Here is a 21,067-nt window from a genome sequence, read left to right as displayed (position 1 = left end):
GTAGATACTCCCATCCTATTCTCCAAATATTTTTACAGGTTTTTTTTGAGAAAAATCGCAAATAGTTGAAAATCAGAGAAATAAAACGAAAACGAGAGCATACATTAATATATATAATATAGAAATGCCCACTTTTATTTCTGACCGGACAAGGTTTGGTAGAGGAAACGCTTGATGCTTTTTTTCGGCGTTTTCTCGAATTCCGTCGGATAAAGTTCGATCCGGGAGATGCGCTCATAAGGAGCCAAAAGCTTATTGACCTCAATCCGATTTTGCTCCATGATAGCCGGAAGGTCGCTATGTTGCAACACGGTAGTATCGACCGAATCGTAATCCGGATAGACGAGTGCCACGATTTTACCGTCCTGCTCAAGCACCAGACTCTCCATCACAAAAGGCATATTATTAAGTTTCGATTCCAATTCTTCGGGATAGATATTCTGGCCGTTTGAGCTTAATATCATCGTCTTACTTCGCCCCCTGATAAAAATGCGCTTTTCCGAGTCAATCGTTCCCATATCGCCGGTTCGAAGCCAACCATCTTCGGTAAAGGTATTGGCGGTCGCTTCATCGTTTTTGAAATAGCCTAACATGACATTCTCGCCACGTACCTGTATCTCTCCGACCTCATGATACGGGTCGGGTGAATCGATACGGACATCCATAATATCCTTCAGGACATGTCCGCACGAAGTAGGCTCGAAAACCCGATGATTCGAATAGCTGATCAGTGGGCCGCACTCTGTCATCCCATAACCGATGGTTACCGGAAATTTGATCTTGCAAAGGAAATCGGTCACTTCCTGATTCATGGCCGCTCCTCCGACAATGACTTCGCAAAACCGTCCTCCCAGTGTATCGGTCAGACGTTTATTGATCTGCGAATAAATCCGGTTGGCCAACAATGGTACACTCAGCGCCATCTTCATCGAGCGTTTGTTGAGCTGCGGCAGGATGACGTTCTTATATATTTTCTCAAGAATGAGCGGAACAGTAATAATAAGGTTCGGTCTTACGTCTTGAAAAGCCTTGAGAAGCACCTTGGGCGAAGGCAGCTTACCGAGTATATGTACATGTGCTCCAACAGCCATCGGGGTAAGCAAGTTGAAGGCACAGCTATATGCATGAGCCAAGGGAAGGAAGCACAATTCGTTATCTCCGCGAAACATCAGATTCAGCGTTTGAGCGTACGTTACGTTGCCTGCCAGGTTATTCCCCGTCAGCATCACGCCTTTGCTGAACCCGGTCGTTCCGGACGTATAGTTGATCTCGACCAGTTCTTCGTTGCCGACTTCGGCATAACGGATATCTTCTTTCGTGAAGCCGTCCGGATACTTCTTGGCCATCAACGCATCCACATCTTCGCGACGTAACCGCGAAGGCATACCTTCACGACGCAAAACACAGTGGAAATCGGTTAATGAGAAAGCGACTTGCACATCCGGAATCTTTTCCTCTTCGAGTGTGTCCCAGATACGGTCGGAGACAAACAGGACGACTGACTCGGAATGATTGATAATATGGTGAATATCGTTCGGATTAAAGTCTTGCAAAATCGGAACGATCACGGCACCATATGTAATCACAGCCATGTAGGCAATACACCAGTGCGCGCAATCTTTCCCGACAAGTGCCACTTTATCTCCTTGCTCTACATGACATTGCTCAAGTACCAAGTGCAGCCGTGCAATCTCTTGGGCGACATCGCGGAAGTGAAACACCTGATCGGCTCCATAGTCGGACACCGACGGCAGATCCCAGTTTTCTCGAAAACTCGTTTCGTATAATTTGATAAAATTCTCCTTAATCATCACGTTGCCATTTATTTCTGTTCAGGGGTGCAAAAGTAAACAAAATTACGCAGAAACAATGTGGGGCGAAGCATCTGAAAAGAGCGTCCGGGCGCTTTTGTCGTTCTTGGAAAATCTTCTACCTTTGCGGTTTCATACAATAACAAGGGGAGATGATTGACGAAGCGGTTTTTGAAAACAAGAAAGCGGCCTACTATACGTTAGGCTGCAAGCTCAATTTTGCGGAAACCTCGACGATCGGGAAAGAACTGGCCGCACACGGGATTCGGAAGGTCCGAAACGGGGAGCAAGCCGATATATGCGTCATCAACACCTGCTCGGTGACGGAGCTGGCCGACAAGAAATGTCGCCAGTTGATTCGGCGGGTACGCAAACAACACCCCGGCGCCTTTGTAGTAGTCACCGGATGTTACGCCCAATTAAAGCCCGAAGAAGTATCGCAGATAGACCATGTGGATATGGTTTTGGGAGCCGAGCAGAAGGGCGACGTAATCCGCTATCTGAACGAATGGACGGAAGAGAAAAAAGTAGTCACGTCGGAGACGAAGAGCATCCGCACGTTTACGCCTTCGTGTTCGTCGGGCGATCGCACGCGTCATTTTCTGAAAGTGCAGGACGGATGCGACTATTTCTGCTCTTTCTGCACGATTCCGTTCGCGCGCGGACGCAGCCGGAACGGCAAGATCGCCGACCTCGTCGCGCAGGCCGAACAAGTGGTACGCGAAGGCGGGAAGGAGATCGTACTGACCGGTGTGAATATCGGCGATTTCGGGAAGAGCACGAACGAAACGTTTTCAGACTTGATTCGCGCGCTCGACGAGGTGGAGGGTATCGCACGTTACCGCATTTCGTCGATCGAGCCGAACCTGATTACGGACGAGATCATCGAGTTCGCCGCTACCAGCAAACGTTTTATGCCACATTTCCATATCCCGCTGCAAAGCGGAAGCGACGAAGTACTGAAACTGATGCGCCGGCGTTACGACACGGCGCTGTTCCGTCAGCGAGTGGAGCGCATCAAGTCGTTGATGCCGCACGCGTTTATCGGCGTAGACGTGATCGTGGGAACGCGGGGCGAGACGGACGCTTATTTCGAGGCGTGCCGGGAGTTTCTGGAGTCGTTACCGGTTTCACAACTGCACGTATTCAGCTACTCGGAGCGTGCCGGCACGCAGGCGCTGAAAATCACGCCGGTCGTATCGCCCGAAGTGAAACATGCGCGCAGCAAACAGTTGCTCGATTTGTCCGACCGCAAGCTCAGCGAGTTTTACGAGGCACACATCGGCACGACGGCCGAAGTACTCTTCGAACATGCCCGCAAAGGCAACCGCATGTACGGATTCACGGCAAACTACATCAAAACGGAAGCGCCCTACGACGCGGCGCTGGTTAATCGCATCATCCCCCTCAAACTGGAAGGGTGGAACGCGGATAACACGGCGTTAACGGCAACCCTCATCGGCTGATCGTCATGGGAAACCGCATTTTATACGCACTGCTATCCATCTGGGTAAAAGCCTGCGCGCTGCTCCCGATGGATGTTTTATATGTGTTTTCCGACGCGTTGTCGTTTATCATTTACCGCGTCGCGCGGTATCGGCTGAAGGTGGTTCGGCGCAACATGCGTCATGCCTTCCCGGACAAGACGGAGCAAGAGCGGCGGGAGCTGGAACGACGGTTTTACCGCCATTTCGCCGACTACATCGTCGAGACGATTAAGTTGGCGGGCATCTCGCACGAGGAGCTTCTCCGTCGGTCGCACTTGTCGAATCCCGAAATGGTTCAGCCGCTTTTGGCACAAGGTCACACAAGCCTGATCCTTGTGATGGGACATTACGGCAACTGGGAATGGTTCACCGGATTTCCGTCGTGCTTCGGCGGAAATTTGAATGTTTACCAAATCTATCGTCCGCTCAATAACAAGGCGTTCGACAAACTGTTCATTTTTCTGCGCACACGCTTCGGGGCTTTCGGCATCAAGAAAAAAGAGGTGGTGCGCGAAGTGGTCCGCCTCACCCGCGAGAAACGACCGAGTCTTTTCGTCTTTATTGCCGACCAAACGCCGAGCCGTGCCAACCTGCATTACTGGACGACATTTCTGAATCAGGAATCGGCCATGCTGACGGGGCCGGAACGTCTGGCCGTCAAACTCAATGTGCCGGTGATTTATGCCGACGTCAGACAGGAGAGGCGCGGACATTACACGGTCGATTTTCAGTTGATCACCGATCGCCCGAGAGCGTTGCCGGAGAACCAAATCACCGAAGACTATACGCGCCGCATGGAACAGACCATCCTGCGCGACCCGGCGAACTGGCTCTGGACACACAAACGGTGGAAATATAAGAAAGTGAAAAGTGAAAAGTGAAGAGTGAAGAGTGAAAAGTGAAAAGTGAAAAGTGAAAAGTGAAGAGTGAAAAGTGAAGAGTGAAGAGTGAAAAGTGAAGAGTGAAGAGTGAAAAGTGAAGAGTGAAAAAGTAGCAAAGGAGTCAAGTAGTCAGAGTACTAAAGAATAACAATTGACAATTAACCATTGACAATTAACAATTAACAATTAAAACGCTGAAAACTGAATAATGAAAGTAGCAGTCATCATCTTAAACTGGAACGGGCGAAAGCTGATGGAGAAGTTTTTGCCGTCGGTACTGAAACATACGCCGAGCGAAACGGCCGAAATTATCGTAGCGGACAATCGTTCGACCGACGATTCCGTGGCCATGCTCCAAGCGCGGTTCCCGTCCGTGCGGGTGATCGTCTTAGACCGGAACTATGGTTTTGCCGAAGGATATAACCGCGCGATCGAACAAGTAGACTCGAAGTATACGGTACTGCTCAACAGCGATGTAGAGGTTACGCCTCACTGGTTGGACGCGCCGCTCGACGCGATGGAGAGAGACGCCCGCATCGCCGGCGTGCAGCCGAAAATTCTCTCGGAACGCAACCGCTCGTCCTTCGAATACGCCGGAGCGGCCGGCGGATGGATAGACCGCTACGGATATCCGTTCTGCCGCGGGCGCGTGCTGGGCATCGTTGAAGAAGACAACGGACAGTACGACACCGCGGCCGATGTGTTTTGGGCCAGCGGCGCCTGTCTCTTCGTCCGCACCGACGTCTACAAGAAAGAAGGCGGGTTGGACGGACGTTTTTTCGCTCATCAGGAAGAAATCGACCTCTGCTGGCGGCTGCGCGCGCGCGGATACCGGCTGTTATGCACGCCTCAATCGGTGGTTTATCACGTGGGCGGCGGCACGCTCCATGTAGAGAGTCCGCACAAAACGTTCCTGAATTTCCGCAACAACCTGCTGATGATTTATAAAAACCTCCCCGACCCATCGCTGCGACGGGTCATGCGTCAGCGGTTTATCCTCGACTATCTGGCGGCCATCAAGTTCGTCCTTACCGGTCATCCGAAGAACGCGTGGGCTATCGTCCGCGCGCGCAACGTATTCCGACAGTGGAAACGCGAATACGTCGCCATCCGAAAAGAAAATCTGGCGAAGACGCTTGTCGCCCCCATCCCCGAGATGACGGAACAGTCGCTCCTGCTGAGTTTTTACCTGAGAGGAAAGAAAAAATTCTCCGATTTGGTTCCGCACTCGTCCGTTGTCCGTTAATTTTTTTAACAGATAAATCGATATCAAACGATAAAAAGGTGGCGGGAGTTCCGGACGACCTTTCATCAAACGATGAAAAGGCGACAGGAATTCCCGGCATGCTTTATACAAACGTAGAAAGGTCGGCGGGAACTGCGGGGAGGTTTATACAAACGTAGAAAAGCAGTCGGGAGTTCCCGGCAGGCTTTCATTAAATGATGAAAAGGCGGTGGGAGTTCCCGGCGCGTTTTATACAAACGTAAAAAGGGAAAAGTGAAAAACGAAGAATCCGTCAGCGATAAAAATCTTTCTTTTTCACGCGGATGACATCTCCGAACGTCGCAAGACGCCGCATATCGATTTTGCGCGAATTGCCGACGATGACGTAGACGAGCGTACGCCCCTGCACATGCGAACGGTAGAAACGCGCGATGTCGTCCATACTCATGCGGCCGATATCGTCGAGCAGCGAGCGGTTCGGATCTTCCGTGTACCCGTCGCGGCGGTAGTCGGCAATTTTGGTGGAGATGTCGCGGAAGGCCGGGTACTCGTTGTTCGTGAGGTTAATGCCGGCGCGGATCAGCGCCTCGACGCGTTCGGGGCGTTCGGGCATCTCCTGTATCAGCGCGTTGAGCACGTTCAGGGCATCGATCGTTTTGTCGCATTGCGTAGAGAGGTAGGCGACGAAACGGGAAGGTTTGTCGGAGAGACAGTAAGGCGGCAGCCGGTAAGCGCCCGACGTGTAATACGCCAGCGAGCGGAACTCGCGGATTTCCTGAAACATGAGCGACGACATGCCTTCGCCGAAGTAGCGCGAAAACAAATTCGCCTCGTGCCTCTTCCTCAGCGTATCGAGCGGTTTGCACGCCATATAGGCGTAGATGATGTTCTGAAACACATCGGGCATGTGGTAGAAGAAAACGAGCGGCTTCTCGTACGTCACGAAATCGCGCCAGACGGGCGAGAGCGACGGGCGAATCATCTGCTCCAACGGCAACGAGCGGGCAATCTGCTCCCCTACCCTTTCGGCCTCCAGCGTGCCGCAATAGTGCATCGTGCAGGCCACCTGCGTGGCGCGATGAAAGAGGTCGACCAGTTCGCGCCCCCGGATACGCTTGATCTCCTTGAACGAGGGCTTAGTCAGGTATTGCGACAGGTCGCCGTACTGTACGTACTCGAAGAGCGCTTCGGCCACTTCGTTGTTCGACTTGAAGAACGCCTTTTCGGCCACCTTCGCGTCGTCGACGAGGGTTTTCAGTTTCCGGTCGTCGGGAGATACATTCGCCAGAAAATCGCCGGCCACCTCCAGCGTCTCATCAAAAGCCTTGTCGAAGCCCGTAATTTTGAACGTCAAACTATGCTTGTCCGCGTCCAGATCGAGCGTACTGCCCAGTGTCTGCAACCGCGTACGCAAAGCCTCGAACGATTGCGACTTCGTACCCAGCAGCGGGATATACCCGGCCAGCAGTTTGAGCCTCGGTTCCTCGATCAGCCCGATCCCGTACGAGAGTTTAAGCGTAAAAATATGATTCACCCGGTTGGGCGTCACATACAGCGTCGTGCGCGGCGTCAGATGAAGCGTCTGCACATCCCGGTCGAAATCCATGTAACGCGGCCGGACCTCCTGCACCGGAATCGCGTCCAATTGCTTGCTATATTCCGACGAGGCATCGGCATGCGGCGGCACGATGGGAGCGAAATCGGGCTTGGCCAAGTGCGTCTTCGCATAGCGCCCCGTCTTTTTGCGGGCATAGAGGTAATTATCGCCGAAGTAACGGTTGGCCACCTTCACCACGTCGTCTTTCGTCAGCGCCTCGGCGCGGTCTAACTCCTCCTGATAATCGGCCCACGTCTTACCCTGCGAAAACAAACGCACCAGCACCTGACTGCGTGAGTCGATGTCCTCCAACTCCGTCAGATGACGACGCAGCTGCTCGCGTTTGAGGCTGTTGAACATCTCGTCCGTGAAATCGCCCTTCTTTACCCGATCCAGCTCGCGCCAGATCATCTTCTCGGCCGATCGGCACGTGTGCGACAGCCTCGGCACCACCACGATCCCGATAAATCCGGCCTCGTTAAACGACTCCCCGCCCACCATCGCGCCCATCACCCGACGGTTCACCATCAGCTTGTCCAGATAACCCGTACCGTTCGAATTATTAAGGATGCCCACGGCCACGTCGAGCGCCGGCTGATCGGGATGATTGGCCGGGACGCCGCGGAAACCGAGCGCCACCGCCTTGAGCAGCGGAAGCGGAATCTTCACCGTCGTCTTCTCCCGACCCCGGAACGGACGAATCTTTACCGACGATACCGGTTCGACCACGCCGCGCGGGATGCGCGAAAACGTTCGCTCCAAAATGGGAAGCACCCGTTCCGTATCGAAATCGCCGCTCAGAATCAGCCCCATGTTCGACGACACGTAATAAGCCTCGAAAAACTTGCGCATCTCCGACAGGCGCGGGTTCTTCAGATTTTCCGCGCTCCCGATAATCGGATAGGCATACGGGTGCGGACGGAAGTAAATCTCCATCAACCGCTCGATGGCCTGATTGAGAATCATGTCGTCGCGCCGGTTCTTCTCTTCGTAGACCGTCTCCAGCTCGCTCTGAAACATGCGGAATACGGGGTTCAGCAAACGCTCGCTGTTCAGCTCCGCCCACTGCTCCATATACTGTGGCGAAAAAAGATTGTGATAGACCGTGTAATCGTACGACGTGCCGGCGTTCAGCTTCGATCCTCCATACTTGGTGATCAGCTTGTCAAACTCGTTAGGGATCACATACTCGGCCGCACGCACGCTCAGTTCGTTGATCGCCTGCTGGATGACGGTACGTGCCGCCGCGTCTTTCGTCCGCGCCAGCTCGTCATATTTCTCGGCAATGGCGTCGAGCAGCACCTTCTCCGCCGCGTAATCCATCGTCCCGATCTTGTCCGTTCCTTTGAACATCATGTGCTCGAAGTAATGAGCGATACCCGTATTGGGCGAATCTTTCGAACCGGCCTTGACGACTACGGCGCCGAAAACTTTCGGCTGACTGTGGTCTTCGTTCAACCAGACCGTCAGACCGTTGTCGAGGATATATTCATGTACTTCCGTCGATACCCGAACGGACGAAGTTTGTTTTATTTTCGGAACGTGAAGTGTCATCGTATCCTTTTAACATTTTTCGGGCCGAAATAGTTCACACCTCCCGAAGTTCGTACTCCCTCTCCCGAACAGCCGTCACCGCCCCTTCCCCAACGAAAGCAGCCCTCCTTTTCAGCCCCACACATTCGCCTTATGAACGAATAATCACGTATCGACAACAAACGCTCAGAATTGAAAATAAATAAACGGAACCACGCCGGAACTTTTCACCTGTATCACCACGAAGATCGCCACAATCAGGTACAAGGCTTGAAGCAACATGGGTGAATCCGTCACCAAACGTTGCATCTTCAAGCCGATGTGCTTGGGTACGAAATGAAGCAAATAGCCCGTAACGATAAGAACCGAAACGCCGGGATAACCGACAATGAACTGTGTGAAAACCTCCGGATGGAAGTCGGTGAAAATCCGTGTCAGCACATCCATCCCGATTTGTACCGTATCGGCCCGGAAAAAGATCCAGCCCAGACATACCAGATGGAAGGTCAGAATCATACCGGCCAACCGGCGTATGGGGGACATCTCTTCCCCCGTCGGTTTGAAGCTGCTGAAACGTCCCATCACAAACTTATGCACCGCCAGCGAAACACCATGCAGGGCGCCCCACAGGATGAAACGCATCGAAGCGCCGTGCCACAGACCGCCCAAGAGCATCGTCACGATCAGGTTGACGTAGGTGCGAAACTTCCCCTTACGGTTTCCGCCCATCGAGATATACAGGTAATCTTTCAACCAGCTCGATAACGAGATGTGCCAACGCCGCCAGAACTCGGTGATGGTCGCCGATTGATAAGGCGAATCGAAATTGACGTTGAAACGAATCCCCATCAGCAGCGCTATACCGATGGCCATATCGGAATATCCCGAAAAGTCGCAGTAGATCTGAAGCGCGTAACCGTAAACCCCGAACAGGTTTTCGAGACCCGTATAGAGCGTGGGCGCGTCGAAAATGCGATCCACGAAGTTGATGCTGATGTAATCGGAGATCACGCACTTCTTGAACAGACCGCAAATGATCAGGTAAAGTCCCTCGCCCAAATGCTCCTTCGACAGTCTCGGACTGCGAAACATCTGCGGGATGAAATCACGCGCCCGCACAATCGGCCCGGCTACCAAACCCGGGAAGAACGAGACGTAAAACAGATAATCGATCCATCGCCTCAACGGTTCCAGACGTTTCCGGTACACATCGATCGTATAACTGAGCGACTGAAACGTAAAGAACGAGATACCGACCGGCAGGAAAATATCCATCGAACTGTACGTCATCTGCGCCCACTCAGCCTTCCCTATCCATGGTCCGATGCTGCTCAGCAGCATCACGCCCAGATCGTAAAGAAAATTCGTGTACTTGAAATAGGCCAGCATCCCGATGTTGATACACACGCTCAACGCCACCCACGCTTTGCGCAGTCCCTTGCGCGACGTTTGCGCAATCGCGCGAGCAATCAGAAAATCGGAAGTAGCCGTAAAAATCAGGAGGACGAACCACAAACCGCTGCTTTTATAATAAAAGTAGAGGGAGAAAAGCGTAACGTAAACGATACGGGCTGTCGTAGCCTGGCGTAAAGACCGGTATACCGCGAAGAAGACAATAAAAAGGAAAAAGAACAGCCCCGTACTGAAGAGCATCGGCGCGTCTTGCTGATAACGCAGCAGCTCGCCGAGCTTCTCCCACACAATTCCGGCATTCGCCCCCGACGATGAAACCTCTGAAATGGTTGACAAATCACTCATAAAGACTTCCGTTTCTGATAATCCAGTTCACTGCGCACAAGCGCCTTGTAAAGCAACTTGCCCTGTTCCTGATAGCCGGCCACGTTAAAATGAATACGGTCGCGCCCCAGATAATCCGAGGACAACCAGTGTTCACACGAATTCGCTCCTCCGGTCATCCCGTACAAGTCGAAGCAGGCAATCCCCTCGCGTCGGGCGTATTCTTTGATGGCGCGTGCCGCCAGATCGACATTCTCGTTCCGTTTGTAACTTCGCTTGCCACGTCGCACGCGCACCGAGCGGAAACTCTCGGCCGGTGTACTCAACACCAAAGCGGTGAGAGGCAGATGCGCCTTAACCAAACGCACAAAGCGATCGACCTGCGACAGAAATTCGGAGGTCGAGAAGTTAGCTCCGAACGTCTCGTTTGTGCCCAGCGTGACAATCAGCAGCGAAGGATCGAGCAGCGACAACTGCCGGATGTACTCCTCGTTCGTGTAGTTCACGAACATGGCGCCGTTTTGTCCGATGGAATGGTACAATATACCCGGCTGGCCGTTCGTCAGCACAAAGCCGTAATAACAATTCCGTAGCGACGAGAGACGTGCCGATGTCAGTCGCCCCTGTGAGGCGGTGTAGAGTTGCAACTCCCCCGACTTGGCCGGCAGCTTGAACGTATCGACCATCACTCCCGGCGAGTAAGGCGCCGTTGCCCAAACAGCCTCCACCTGCTCGTCCTCGCCGACAGGAAGCATCGGCAAGGCGTGTTCGTTGCGATAAAGAATCACCTGATTAAATTCGTAGCCCGCGCCATTGTTCGGCGCAATGCTGATTGTAAAATCGACCCCCGGCACATCGGCCTGAATACCGATGCCCCCCGGCCCCCATGCACTGTCCGATGTGCGACGGGTACAACGTCCCACTGCCCAGTTTTTCACCTTCGATGAGGTGATGAAATAGTCCGTCGGCTCGTTATCCCGCGCCAGCTTATACGGCGCGATCCAGCCGCGCCCGGCATTGCCGAAAGCACCTTGCAGCAAACGCATCGCCTCGCCGCTGTAAAAACCGGCCTGCACATGCGAATCGCCCAAATGAACGATCTGAATCGTCGTATCTTTTCCCGCGATCAACTGGTTCAGCTCTTCCAAAAAAGAATCGAGCGAGCGCGCAGGATCCGTAATCCGGCAAAGCGAATCGACAACGAACGAAAGATTCGAACGCAGGTCGTCCGTCAGCGGAGCGCGCGGCGTCCGGACATCTTCTGTCAGCTCAGGCAGAAGAAGTGGGATTGGCTGGTTCTCCTCAGGCTCCGGCTTCATTCGGGCACTGATTAGCCCGACCGTCAGCGCAGCCATGAAGACGAACAGTCCGCCCCATTCAATATGTTTTCTTATCCATTTCATCATACAACTCTTTTTCTAAAATCAGCGCATCAAATAACGAAGCAGCCAACTCTCGCCCGCCTCGAAAGCTCAGATGCGTGTAATCCTTACTCGCCCAGCGCCGCTCCACGTAGCGCACCATGCTGCCTTCGCCTCCCATCGCCGAGAAAACGCTCCAAAACGGCACCCCGGCTTCGGCCGCCGCTTCGCGCTGAGCACGCAGCAAAGCTCGTATCGACGGCATCGTGCGGTAAGCGCCGTCGCGGTAATGACTGCGGTCGGATACGCTGAGCAGCAACACATCCGCCTCCGGGAAACAACGCTGCACGTGACGGATGGCGTCTACCATCCGCTTGCGGTACCAGCTGTAATCTTTCGTCTTTTCCGTAACGACGTTCAATCCGTATTGCAGGACGATCAGATCATAGGGACGCACGTTCCGGAAAGCCATACAACTCGACTCGTCCAGTTCGCTCAACGTCATACCCGAATTGCCGCGCAGCGAAAAATTATCGACCACCACCCCGGTGTTGTCTTCGAGTGCAATCCCCAGCGCCCGCAATCCACGCGCCTTGTGAAAACGCAATTGGCCATCCGTAAACCGGCCTTCTACCTCATACTGCACAATCGAGTCGGTAGCCGGCAGTATATCAACGATCGTATCTTTCGAATGATTGCATATCCAGCGTATCTCCGACTGCGTGTTACGCGAATAAATGAATTTGAGCGACGAAACCGCTTCCAGACGAGGGTACGCATCGACCGTCTTGAACGAAATCGAGGCGATCCCGGCCTCCGAATCGGCATCGAACAGCAAACCCGGAAGCACATATTTATACTTACGATCGCTAAGTATCGACCGTGTAAGCCATCCTTTCGACCGCTGATGCACCGTCGGACGGAACTGCTCCACTTTCGAGGCTACCGGAACGAATCCTACGCCTCGTCCTCCGAAATATTCCTGCATTTTCGCACGGAAATCGGCTACAATGATATCGCCCTCGATAAACGAATCGCCCAGAAAAGCAATCCGTACGGGACGATTCAGGGAACGGAGCCGATTCAGCGACGTAAAAAACTGGTACAAGCCCGTATGCCCCGCCGAATAATCTTCGATACGGGTGCCCGTCGTATCTTCCGGCATACTCGATGCAAGCGCTTGGTAGGCGACATTTCGTTGGGTAATCTGATGAGAATTGAAGCCACGGATCATGACCGTGTCGGAAAGCGACAACGAATCGATCGGCAACGCCCCGGACAGGACCACATCCGTAGAGTCGGACAAAAGTGCCTCGTCTTCAGGACGCAGGTCAGACAGCATATCCACTTTCTTGATCGGAATACCGAACAGTTCATCCGGCAGCCAATATAATCCCAGACAGCACACCATCGTTATCAACATGATAGCTAGGAGCCGCCCGAAATAATTTCTCTCTGTTGCTCTCATTTTTATTAAAAAAACGCACAAAGGTACGTGAAAAATCATACGCTCCCAAACAGCGGCACAGACGATGGTTAACGCATCAAAATTTTGATTAAATTGATTACACTGTCCGGCTTCAGCTTCCGCAAGTAAACAACTTATAACAAGGCTATTCACACCACATCCCTCGTCATAAACTTAGAGATATCCTCCCACAGTATTCATGTGCCGTTTTTTACATTTAACATTCATCTATCCAGAGCTGCGAGTAGAATTGCCTCCTGATACACGAAGCGACTGCCTTCTCTCCTCTTCTCGGATTCCATCGAAAAGAGCCTTTAGCGGCCTTATTAAAGTAACGAATCAGGTAAACTGATTCGTTCGGGACACACCCACAGACTTTGCCGGATCAACGGCGTCGATCATGTATTGCACAAGCAGAGCAAAACCGCTATCTTTGCCGCTAATATTTTAAATTGAAAAACGTAATGAAAAAGACTTTGAAAATCGCGGGAGCGACTGCTGTTACGGCTGCATTTTTCCTGTGCAGCCCGCAAGCGAAAGCTGCCGGCCTCGTTATGGAGCGTGACAACACGACCGTACTTGCAGCGGCCGACTATACCCAAACGAATCGCCCGCCCGTGTCCGAACGACTATTCTCGTCGAAAGCGATCGAGAAAGAGATTATCCGTATCAAAAAATTGCTGACCAACCCGAAGCTGGCGTGGATGTTCGAAAACTGTTTCCCGAACACGCTCGACACCACCGTCCATTACCGCGCCATCGACGGGGAAGACGATACTTTCGTATATACGGGCGACATTCACGCCATGTGGCTGCGCGACTCGGGCGCTCAGGTATGGCCTTATGTACAGTTCGCCAAAAAAGACGAGGAGTTGCGCCGAATGATTCGCGGAGTCATCCTGCGTCAGTTCAAATGTATCCTGCTCGATCCTTATGCCAACGCGTTCAACGACGGGCCTGTCGGTGGCGAATGGCAGAAAGACCTGACAAAAATGATACCCGAACTGCACGAACGCAAATGGGAGATCGACTCGCTCTGCTACCCGCTTCGCCTCGCTTACGAATACTGGAAAGTGACGGGAGACAAAAGCATCTTTACCAACGAACAATGGCTCGAAACGGTACGGAACATCTTGCGTACGTTTAAAGAGCAACAACGCAAAAACGACCTTGGCCCGTATAAGTTCCAACGTGTCACTGCCGTAGCGACAGACACGCAGCCGAACTACGGATGGGGCAACCCCGTAAAACCGGTCGGACTGATTGCCTCCGCCTTCCGTCCGTCGGACGACGCCACGATCCTGCAATTCCTCATCCCGTCCAACTTTTTCGCAGTAAGCTCACTGCGTAAAGCGGCCGAGATTCTGGACAAAGTGAACAAAAACAACGACCTGGCAAAGGAATGTACCGAGCTGGCTTCCGAAGTGGAAACGGCCCTTAAACAATATGCCGTAAACAACCATCCGAAATACGGAAAAATCTACGCGTTCGAGGTGGATGGCTTCGGAAATCAATTGATGATGGACGATGCCAACGTACCCAGCCTGCTGGCCATGGCCTACCTCGGTGATGTAGACATCAACGACCCGATTTATCAGAATACGCGTCGCTTCGTGTGGAGCGAAGATAACCCGTACTTCTTCAAAGGCAAAGCCGGCGAAGGAATCGGCGGGCCGCATATCGGCTACGACATGGTTTGGCCGATGTCGATCATGATGAAAGCGTTTACCAGCCGCGACGATGCTGAAATCAAGACCTGCATCCGCATACTGATGGATACGGACAACGAAATGGGCTTTATGCACGAGTCCTTCCATAAAGATGACCCGTCGAACTTTACACGCGCATGGTTCGCTTGGCAGAACACCCTGTTCGGGGAACTGATCCTCAAATTAGTAAAAGACGGAAAAACAGATCTGCTGAACAGCCTCTGATTCGCTCTGTCCGAATAAGCCGCACTAAAAAACGGCATACTTCAACAGGCAGTCTCGAAATTGTTTTTTTCGAGGCTGCCTCTTTTTTATGGCGGAATGTCACCCGAGACGGAGTCAGCCCATCAAAAAAGCGCCAAAATGTCAGAAATTATGACAACGTTCCCTCTCATCATTTTTGGCACGTTATTTGCCGCTTATCAATCGACATGTTTGCTGCATGGATGATATTGAAGTAAAAAATAAAACAATTAATACAGAATAAAACTATGGGAAAAATTATTGGAATTGACTTAGGAACAACCAACTCGTGCGTCTCTGTCCTCGAAGGCAGCGAGCCGGTGGTGATTACGAATAGCGAAGGTAAACGTACGACGCCTTCGATCGTCGCCTTTGTGGAAGGGGGCGAACGCAAAGTGGGTGATCCGGCCAAACGTCAGGCGATTACGAACCCTCAGAAGACGGTCTTCTCGATCAAGCGTTTTATGGGTGAAACGTTCGATCAGGTGCAAAGAGAAATCAATCGTATCCCTTACAAAGTGGTGCGGGGCGATAACAATACGCCGCGTGTCGATATCGACGGACGCCTCTATACTCCGCAGGAAATCTCGGCAATGATCCTTCAGAAGATGAAAAAGACGGCCGAGGATTATCTCGGACAGGAAGTAACGGAAGCCGTGATCACGGTACCGGCCTACTTCAACGACGCGCAACGTCAGGCGACGAAAGAAGCCGGCGAAATCGCTGGATTGAAAGTCCGCCGTATCGTTAACGAACCGACAGCCGCCTCGTTGGCTTATGGTCTCGACAAATCGAACAAAGACATGAAGATCGCGGTGTTCGACCTCGGTGGCGGTACGTTCGACATCTCTATCCTCGAGCTGGGTGGAGGCGTATTTGAAGTAAAATCGACGAATGGTGACACGCACCTCGGAGGAGATGATTTCGACCATGTCATCATCGACTGGCTGGCCGAAGAGTTTCTGAAGGACGAGAATATCGACTTGCGGAAAGACCCGATGGCTCTCCAGCGTCTGAAAGAAGCGGCCGAAAAAGCGAAAATCGAATTGTCAAGCTCGACAAGCACGGAAATCAACCTGCCGTACATCATGCCGGTGGACGGAATTCCCAAGCACCTTGTACGTACGCTGACACGTGCAAAATTCGAACAGCTGGCCGACACCCTGATTCAGGCATGCCTCGAGCCGTGTAAACGCGCATTGGCCGATGCCGGTCTGACCACCTCGGATATCGACGAAGTGATCCTTGTCGGCGGCTCGACCCGTATCCCTGCCGTACAACAGCTCGTTGAGCAGTTCTTCGGCAAAGCTCCTTCCAAGGGGGTGAACCCGGACGAAGTCGTTGCTGTCGGCGCAGCCATCCAGGGTGGTGTCCTCTCCGGCGATGTCAAAGACGTCGTATTGCTCGACGTAACGCCGCTGTCACTCGGTATCGAGACCATGGGTAGCGTCATGACTCGTCTGATTGATGCGAATACGACCATCCCGACCAAAAAATCGGAGGTATTTACGACAGCGGTCGACAACCAGCCTTCGGTTGAGATTCATGTGTTGCAGGGCGAACGTTCCATGGCTAAAGATAATAAATCGATCGGACGCTTCCACCTCGACGGAATCCCACCCGCACCGCGCGGCGTTCCGCAGATTGAAGTAACGTTCGACATCGATGCCAACGGAATCCTGAATGTATCGGCCAAGGACAAAGGAACGGGCAAGGTGCAGAGCATACGCATCGAAGCCTCAAGCGGTCTGAGTGAAGACGAGATCAAACGAATGAAAGACGAAGCGGCTGCCAATGCCGAAGCGGACAAGAAAGAACGCGAACGCATCGATAAGATCAATCAAGCGGACAGCATGATTTTCCAGACGGAAAAACAGCTGAAAGACCTCGGCGATAAACTGCCGGCCGACAAGAAGTCGCAGATCGAAGCAGCTCTGAATAAGCTGAAAGAAGCGCATAAAGCGCAAGACCTCGCAGCGATCGATACCGCTACGGCCGAGCTGAACAACGTATTCCAGGCTGCCAGTCAGGATCTGTACAACGCACAGAATGCACAGGCAGGCGGTCCGTCAGCCGGAAGCGCACCGACCGAAGGCAATGAAGGAGGCTCTCCCGACGGTAACGTAACGGATGTGGATTTTGAAGAAGTGAAATAATTCCGCTCACAAACGAGCATCAAACAAACAGTAAATAGCAGTAAGATAACAACTTACTGCTATTTTTATTTTTGGAAGTTTCTTGTTTTTCTTCGTTATTCTATCGATTTTAGTCGTATATTTGTACCATATTTGTGCCGCGACTTATTAGTGTATAAAGTGCGACTTAAATAAAAACATAATTTGATTATCAGATAGATACGAAAATCGTATGCCAGCTGCAAAATTTCAGATTGAGCGAAAGTGTGAATTGTGTGGGAAGACCTTTCTTGCCAAGACAATCACATCGAGATATTGTTCTACACAATGCTCAAGGTCTGCGTATTCACAAAAGAAGCGAGAGGAAAAGTTGGAAGAGCTCCGACGAGAGAGAGCCGCAAAGGTTCCCAAGGATCACCCCTACCTCTCTATCTCCGATGCTATTGCTTTATACGACGTTTGCAGAGATACACTATACCGACTCGTCAGAAGTAAGGCTCTCCGAAGTTATAACTTGGGAAAAAGGATGACTCGCATCTGTAAAGAAGATTTAGAACGCAACTTCAATCTGAGGCCTATTGATGAGCAAAAGCCGAGAACAAGAAGTGAGGCTAAGCTTTACAACCTTGAGCCCGAGTATTGTTACACAATTGGTGAAATAACAGCCAAGTTTGGTGTCACGGAAGGGACTGTATATAAGCATATCAGAAAGTTTTCCATCCCCATAAGGCAGATTGGTAATTATGTCTATGCCCCAAAGTCAGAGATAGACCAACTGTACAAATAACCTTAGATACACATGAGAAAGGAATTACACAACACGAAAGTAACTGTGCGACTTCGCAAGAGTGCATATAGAAATGAGTGGTATCTCTACATTGAGAGTTATCCTGTCTATACTGCGGGTAACCCCGAGCCACAACGTGTCCGTGAGTATCTCAACCGCATAGTAACTACCGTAGTCTGGGATAAAACTCGGACTGCACGCACAACATCTTCGAGCAAATCGTACAAACCCAAGCGAGATTTGAATGGAGTGATACAGTGCAAAAGTGAGGTCGATCAAGAAGCTTGTATCTATGCCGATGAGGTGCGAAAGCTCCGTCAAAGAGAATACGATAATGCCGATTTGTACAGTGATACAGATACTGCACAGGCGGAGCAAAAGGAACGTTTGCAACAAAACTTCATTGGCTATTTTCGAGAGGCGATGTACAAGCGACACAAAAATAGCTCCACTTCTATTCTTGTCAATTGGAAGAGAGCTCTGGATTTTCTTAAAATGTATGCTGGGGACAATTTGCCGTTTTTCAAAATCGACAATGCTTTTGCAGAGGAATACAAACGATTCCTTTTAACAGCACCTCGTGGAGGAAATAAATGTGGTACTATCTCTCACAATACGGCATCCACTTATTTTTCTATTTTCAAGGCAGCTCTCAAACAGGCATTTATAGATGGTTATCTGACCGTTGATATATCCGCCAAAATAAAAGGTATTCAGGAACAGGAGTCTCGCCGTGAATACCTTACCGTAGAGGAGTTAAATACGCTTGCTTCAACTCCTTGTGATCGTGAGGTGATGAAACGGGCAGCTCTTTTCTCTGCTCTGACAGGATTACGCCACTGTGATATTCAGAAACTAAAGTGGAAAGAGATCAACATGGATGGAGAACAGCCGAGGTTACATTTCACTCAAAAGAAAACCAAGGGGGTGGAGTATATGCCTATTTCGGAACAAGCCTTACAACTATGTGGAGAACCAAGATTGCCAGAACAACTGGTTTTTGAAGACTTACCTAATCCGTCATGGATTTCTAAACCTCTAAAGCGTTGGATAGAGGCTGCAGGCATCAAAAAGTCCATAAGCTTTCATTGCTTCCGCCACTCCTACGCGACTCTACAACTTGCCAGCGGTACAGACATTTATACCGTAAGCAAGATGCTGGGACACACGAATGTGAAGACAACGCAAATCTATGCAAAGGTGGTCGATGAAAAGAAAAACAAGGCGGCTCAAGCCATAAAATTGGATACGATAGAGACAAAGAGTCAGGAATAACCTCACAAAAATGAATAAAGATGCAGTCTAAGTACTTTGAATATATAATTGTTTATTTATCCGTCTTGTTGGCGTGTGCCTTAATTGGTATAATTGTGAGATTTGTTTTTGTCTCGGCTGGAGTTGACGAATTTACTGCAACCGTAATTTTCTGGATTGTTACAGGTGTAGGTATCATTCTCTATTCAGCCCTGATGCTTCTGATTGACGGCTTGCTCACCGCTATTGTGAAGAAGTTTTTCCCTCACAAGTATTCTCCATCATCACTTCGAAAAAAGAGAGAAGTTGAGCAGAATTGGGACAAAAAGAGTATAGAGACTGAATTTATTCAGGAGATACGAGTTAGCCAACAGCGTAAACAAAGCGATAAATCAAAAGAGAAGTTGGAGATAGCCATCTCCTATACACAGCATGAATTTGCCCCTTATGTCTCTGATGACGATTTGATACGACTTTGTCAATACATCACAGCTTATTCAGAAGGAAACGTCTTACAAAACCCTCAACCTGTCAGGGTCGCAAAGCTTGCTTCTTTAGACCTGTATCATTTCGGCTGGAATATTTGGAAACATTTCAGTATCGGCAAACAAGACGAGGTTGCTCTTTTCCTCAAGCTTGTTTTTGCCGATGCATTAAAAGACGTTGAGCCCGACACCATCAAAAGCCACCTCAAAGACGATGAACAAAAAGGGCTAATCAAGATTCAGAAATGTCTATCTGAATGATGTAGATTAACCTTATCTATTACCCCAAATAGAAATCGTTGTACAAATTCTCACAGAGAAGAGAGTAAAGATTCTTTTTGTGGAGAATTGAGGAACAGATATAGAGCATTGACATTGAGAACGAGAAGAGCACTCCAATGTAATTTCCTCCTTACTATCAATCAATGATCTTTCTCCATTGACCTATGTAATCATAAGAACTCCAATACTTCTCTAATTCTGAAGGGGGCATCGTTTTAGGATGTTCTGCAAAACTCCAAAACTCTTCAGGATGTGCTTCTAAGAGTTTCAATCCTCGCCAAAAAACATCTGAAGTCCTAATTTCAATTTCTGTCTTTTTATTATTGTGTATGCGCCATTTTGAAGCAAAATCAGTTTTCCAACTTTCTTTATCTCCAACAATAAGAATAAATCGAAATCGTGCAACTGCTCCAAATATGCGCTTTTTCTCGGAAGGATATTCTTCAAAATATCGTTCCCATGACTTTACTTGTTCTATAGCATGATTTAATTCAGATGTTGGTTCATTCTTCTGTGTGAAAAGTTTCATCTTAGGTTTTTCAACTTCAACTAAAACCCATTCAGGTCCATCTGAGTTGTCATTTAACCAAGCAAAATCACAGCGTAGTTCTCCTCCAAAGTTTATTTCACGAAAAACAGGCTGAATTCCATATTTACGGCTATAAAGTTCGTAAAATAAAAATGAGTTATCCTTTAGTACTGATAACAACTTTTGTTCTGAATTCTCTTCAAATGCAGTTGTAAGTTCGGCACAAACTCTTGCTATGCCCCAAGTTGAATGTATTATCTCTTTTTCCTCTTTCTCCATTTTGATTTTTATGTTTTTATTTTTTTTGTATTAAAATGGTGTTTAGGCTGCAAAGATAAGTATTATCACTCGTTGTAAAAAGATATACATAAAGATAAAAGCATCTTGCTCTTTTATGGGGGCACAAAGATTTAAGCAAACTTACCCATGGTATTAATTTCCCCTTTGAAATCAACTGTACTATAGTTTAAGGGTATTGTTAAATTCATATAGTACTATTATCTTTGCTGAAAAAAACTATGGATTGTCCAAGATGTGGAAGCA

Annotated in this window: 14 protein-coding genes; 8 read left to right on the top strand and 6 right to left on the bottom strand. The window is 50.1% G+C overall.

Features of this window, described 5'->3' with window-relative positions:
• Nucleotides 1-134: 134 nt before the first annotated feature.
• Nucleotides 135-1,811, bottom strand: a complete 1,677-nt coding sequence (locus tag EII41_RS10850) for an AMP-binding protein (protein ID WP_124790595.1) — start codon at nucleotides 1,809-1,811, stop codon at nucleotides 135-137.
• 152 nt (nucleotides 1,812-1,963) lie between these two features.
• Here EII41_RS10850 and mtaB point away from each other — a divergent pair, with 152 nt between their 5' ends.
• The 3 genes from mtaB to EII41_RS10835 all read left to right on the top strand — a co-directional run bounded on the left by mtaB (nucleotide 1,964) and on the right by EII41_RS10835 (nucleotide 5,425).
• A complete protein-coding gene (mtaB, locus tag EII41_RS10845; protein WP_124790594.1) occupies nucleotides 1,964-3,277 on the top strand; it encodes a tRNA (N(6)-L-threonylcarbamoyladenosine(37)-C(2))-methylthiotransferase MtaB in 1,314 nt (437 codons plus the stop codon).
• Nucleotides 3,278-3,282: 5 nt separating this feature from the next.
• A complete protein-coding gene (locus tag EII41_RS10840) occupies nucleotides 3,283-4,179 on the top strand; it encodes a lysophospholipid acyltransferase family protein (protein WP_124790593.1) in 897 nt (298 codons plus the stop codon).
• A gap of 208 nt (nucleotides 4,180-4,387) precedes the next feature.
• On the top strand, nucleotides 4,388-5,425 hold the full coding sequence (locus EII41_RS10835; protein ID WP_124790592.1) for a glycosyltransferase family 2 protein: 1,038 nt from the start codon (nucleotides 4,388-4,390) through the stop codon (nucleotides 5,423-5,425).
• Between the two features lie 271 nt (nucleotides 5,426-5,696).
• Here the strand turns inward: EII41_RS10835 and EII41_RS10830 are convergent, their stop codons facing one another.
• From EII41_RS10830 to EII41_RS10815, 4 genes are all read right to left on the bottom strand, one after another.
• The gene (locus EII41_RS10830; RefSeq protein ID WP_124790591.1) at nucleotides 5,697-8,555 is read right to left on the bottom strand and encodes a M16 family metallopeptidase; all 2,859 of its coding nucleotides are present in this window, start codon (nucleotides 8,553-8,555) and stop codon (nucleotides 5,697-5,699) included.
• A 165-nt stretch (nucleotides 8,556-8,720) separates the two neighbouring features.
• On the bottom strand, nucleotides 8,721-10,292 hold the full coding sequence (locus tag EII41_RS10825) for an MBOAT family O-acyltransferase (protein ID WP_124790590.1): 1,572 nt from the start codon (nucleotides 10,290-10,292) through the stop codon (nucleotides 8,721-8,723).
• The gene (locus EII41_RS10820) at nucleotides 10,289-11,677 is read right to left on the bottom strand and encodes a GDSL-type esterase/lipase family protein (protein WP_260425560.1); all 1,389 of its coding nucleotides are present in this window, start codon (nucleotides 11,675-11,677) and stop codon (nucleotides 10,289-10,291) included. Before EII41_RS10820 ends, EII41_RS10825 begins: the two co-directional genes overlap by 4 nt.
• Nucleotides 11,649-13,100 carry a GDSL-type esterase/lipase family protein gene (locus tag EII41_RS10815; RefSeq protein WP_124790589.1) on the bottom strand — a complete coding sequence of 484 codons (1,452 nt, stop codon included), beginning with the start codon at nucleotides 13,098-13,100 and terminating at the stop codon, nucleotides 11,649-11,651. Before EII41_RS10815 ends, EII41_RS10820 begins: the two co-directional genes overlap by 29 nt.
• A 464-nt stretch (nucleotides 13,101-13,564) precedes the next feature.
• On the opposite strand from EII41_RS10815, the gene EII41_RS10810 reads away from it, so the two are divergent.
• The 5 genes from EII41_RS10810 (at nucleotide 13,565) to EII41_RS14570 (ending at nucleotide 19,974) form a co-directional block, all read left to right on the top strand.
• Nucleotides 13,565-15,034 carry a glycoside hydrolase family 125 protein gene (locus EII41_RS10810; RefSeq protein ID WP_124790588.1) on the top strand — a complete coding sequence of 490 codons (1,470 nt, stop codon included), beginning with the start codon at nucleotides 13,565-13,567 and terminating at the stop codon, nucleotides 15,032-15,034.
• A gap of 266 nt (nucleotides 15,035-15,300) precedes the next feature.
• Complete coding sequence (gene dnaK, locus EII41_RS10805; protein ID WP_124790587.1) at nucleotides 15,301-17,208, top strand: molecular chaperone DnaK; 1,908 nt, start codon at nucleotides 15,301-15,303, stop codon at nucleotides 17,206-17,208.
• Nucleotides 17,209-17,419: 211 nt separating this feature from the next.
• A complete protein-coding gene (locus EII41_RS10800) occupies nucleotides 17,420-17,974 on the top strand; it encodes a helix-turn-helix domain-containing protein (protein WP_124790586.1) in 555 nt (184 codons plus the stop codon).
• Between the two features lie 12 nt (nucleotides 17,975-17,986).
• Entirely contained in the window at nucleotides 17,987-19,249 is a 1,263-nt protein-coding gene (locus tag EII41_RS10795) for a site-specific integrase (protein WP_124790585.1), read from the top strand.
• A gap of 20 nt (nucleotides 19,250-19,269) precedes the next feature.
• Nucleotides 19,270-19,974, top strand: coding sequence for a mobilization protein (locus tag EII41_RS14570; RefSeq protein WP_124790584.1), 705 nt, complete (start codon nucleotides 19,270-19,272; stop codon nucleotides 19,972-19,974).
• Nucleotides 19,975-20,131: 157 nt separating this feature from the next.
• Here EII41_RS14570 and EII41_RS10785 read toward each other — a convergent pair whose 3' ends face one another.
• The gene (locus tag EII41_RS10785; RefSeq protein ID WP_124790583.1) at nucleotides 20,132-20,803 is read right to left on the bottom strand and encodes a Shedu anti-phage system protein SduA domain-containing protein; all 672 of its coding nucleotides are present in this window, start codon (nucleotides 20,801-20,803) and stop codon (nucleotides 20,132-20,134) included.
• Between the last annotated feature and the right edge of the window lie 264 nt (nucleotides 20,804-21,067).

The sequence above is a fragment of the Tannerella forsythia genome, assembly GCF_003860135.1.
In the GTDB taxonomy this organism is placed as follows: domain Bacteria; phylum Bacteroidota; class Bacteroidia; order Bacteroidales; family Tannerellaceae; genus Tannerella; species Tannerella forsythia_A.
The sequence above is the reverse complement of the archived record's forward strand: the minus strand, read 5'-3'. Positions and strand labels throughout refer to the sequence as shown.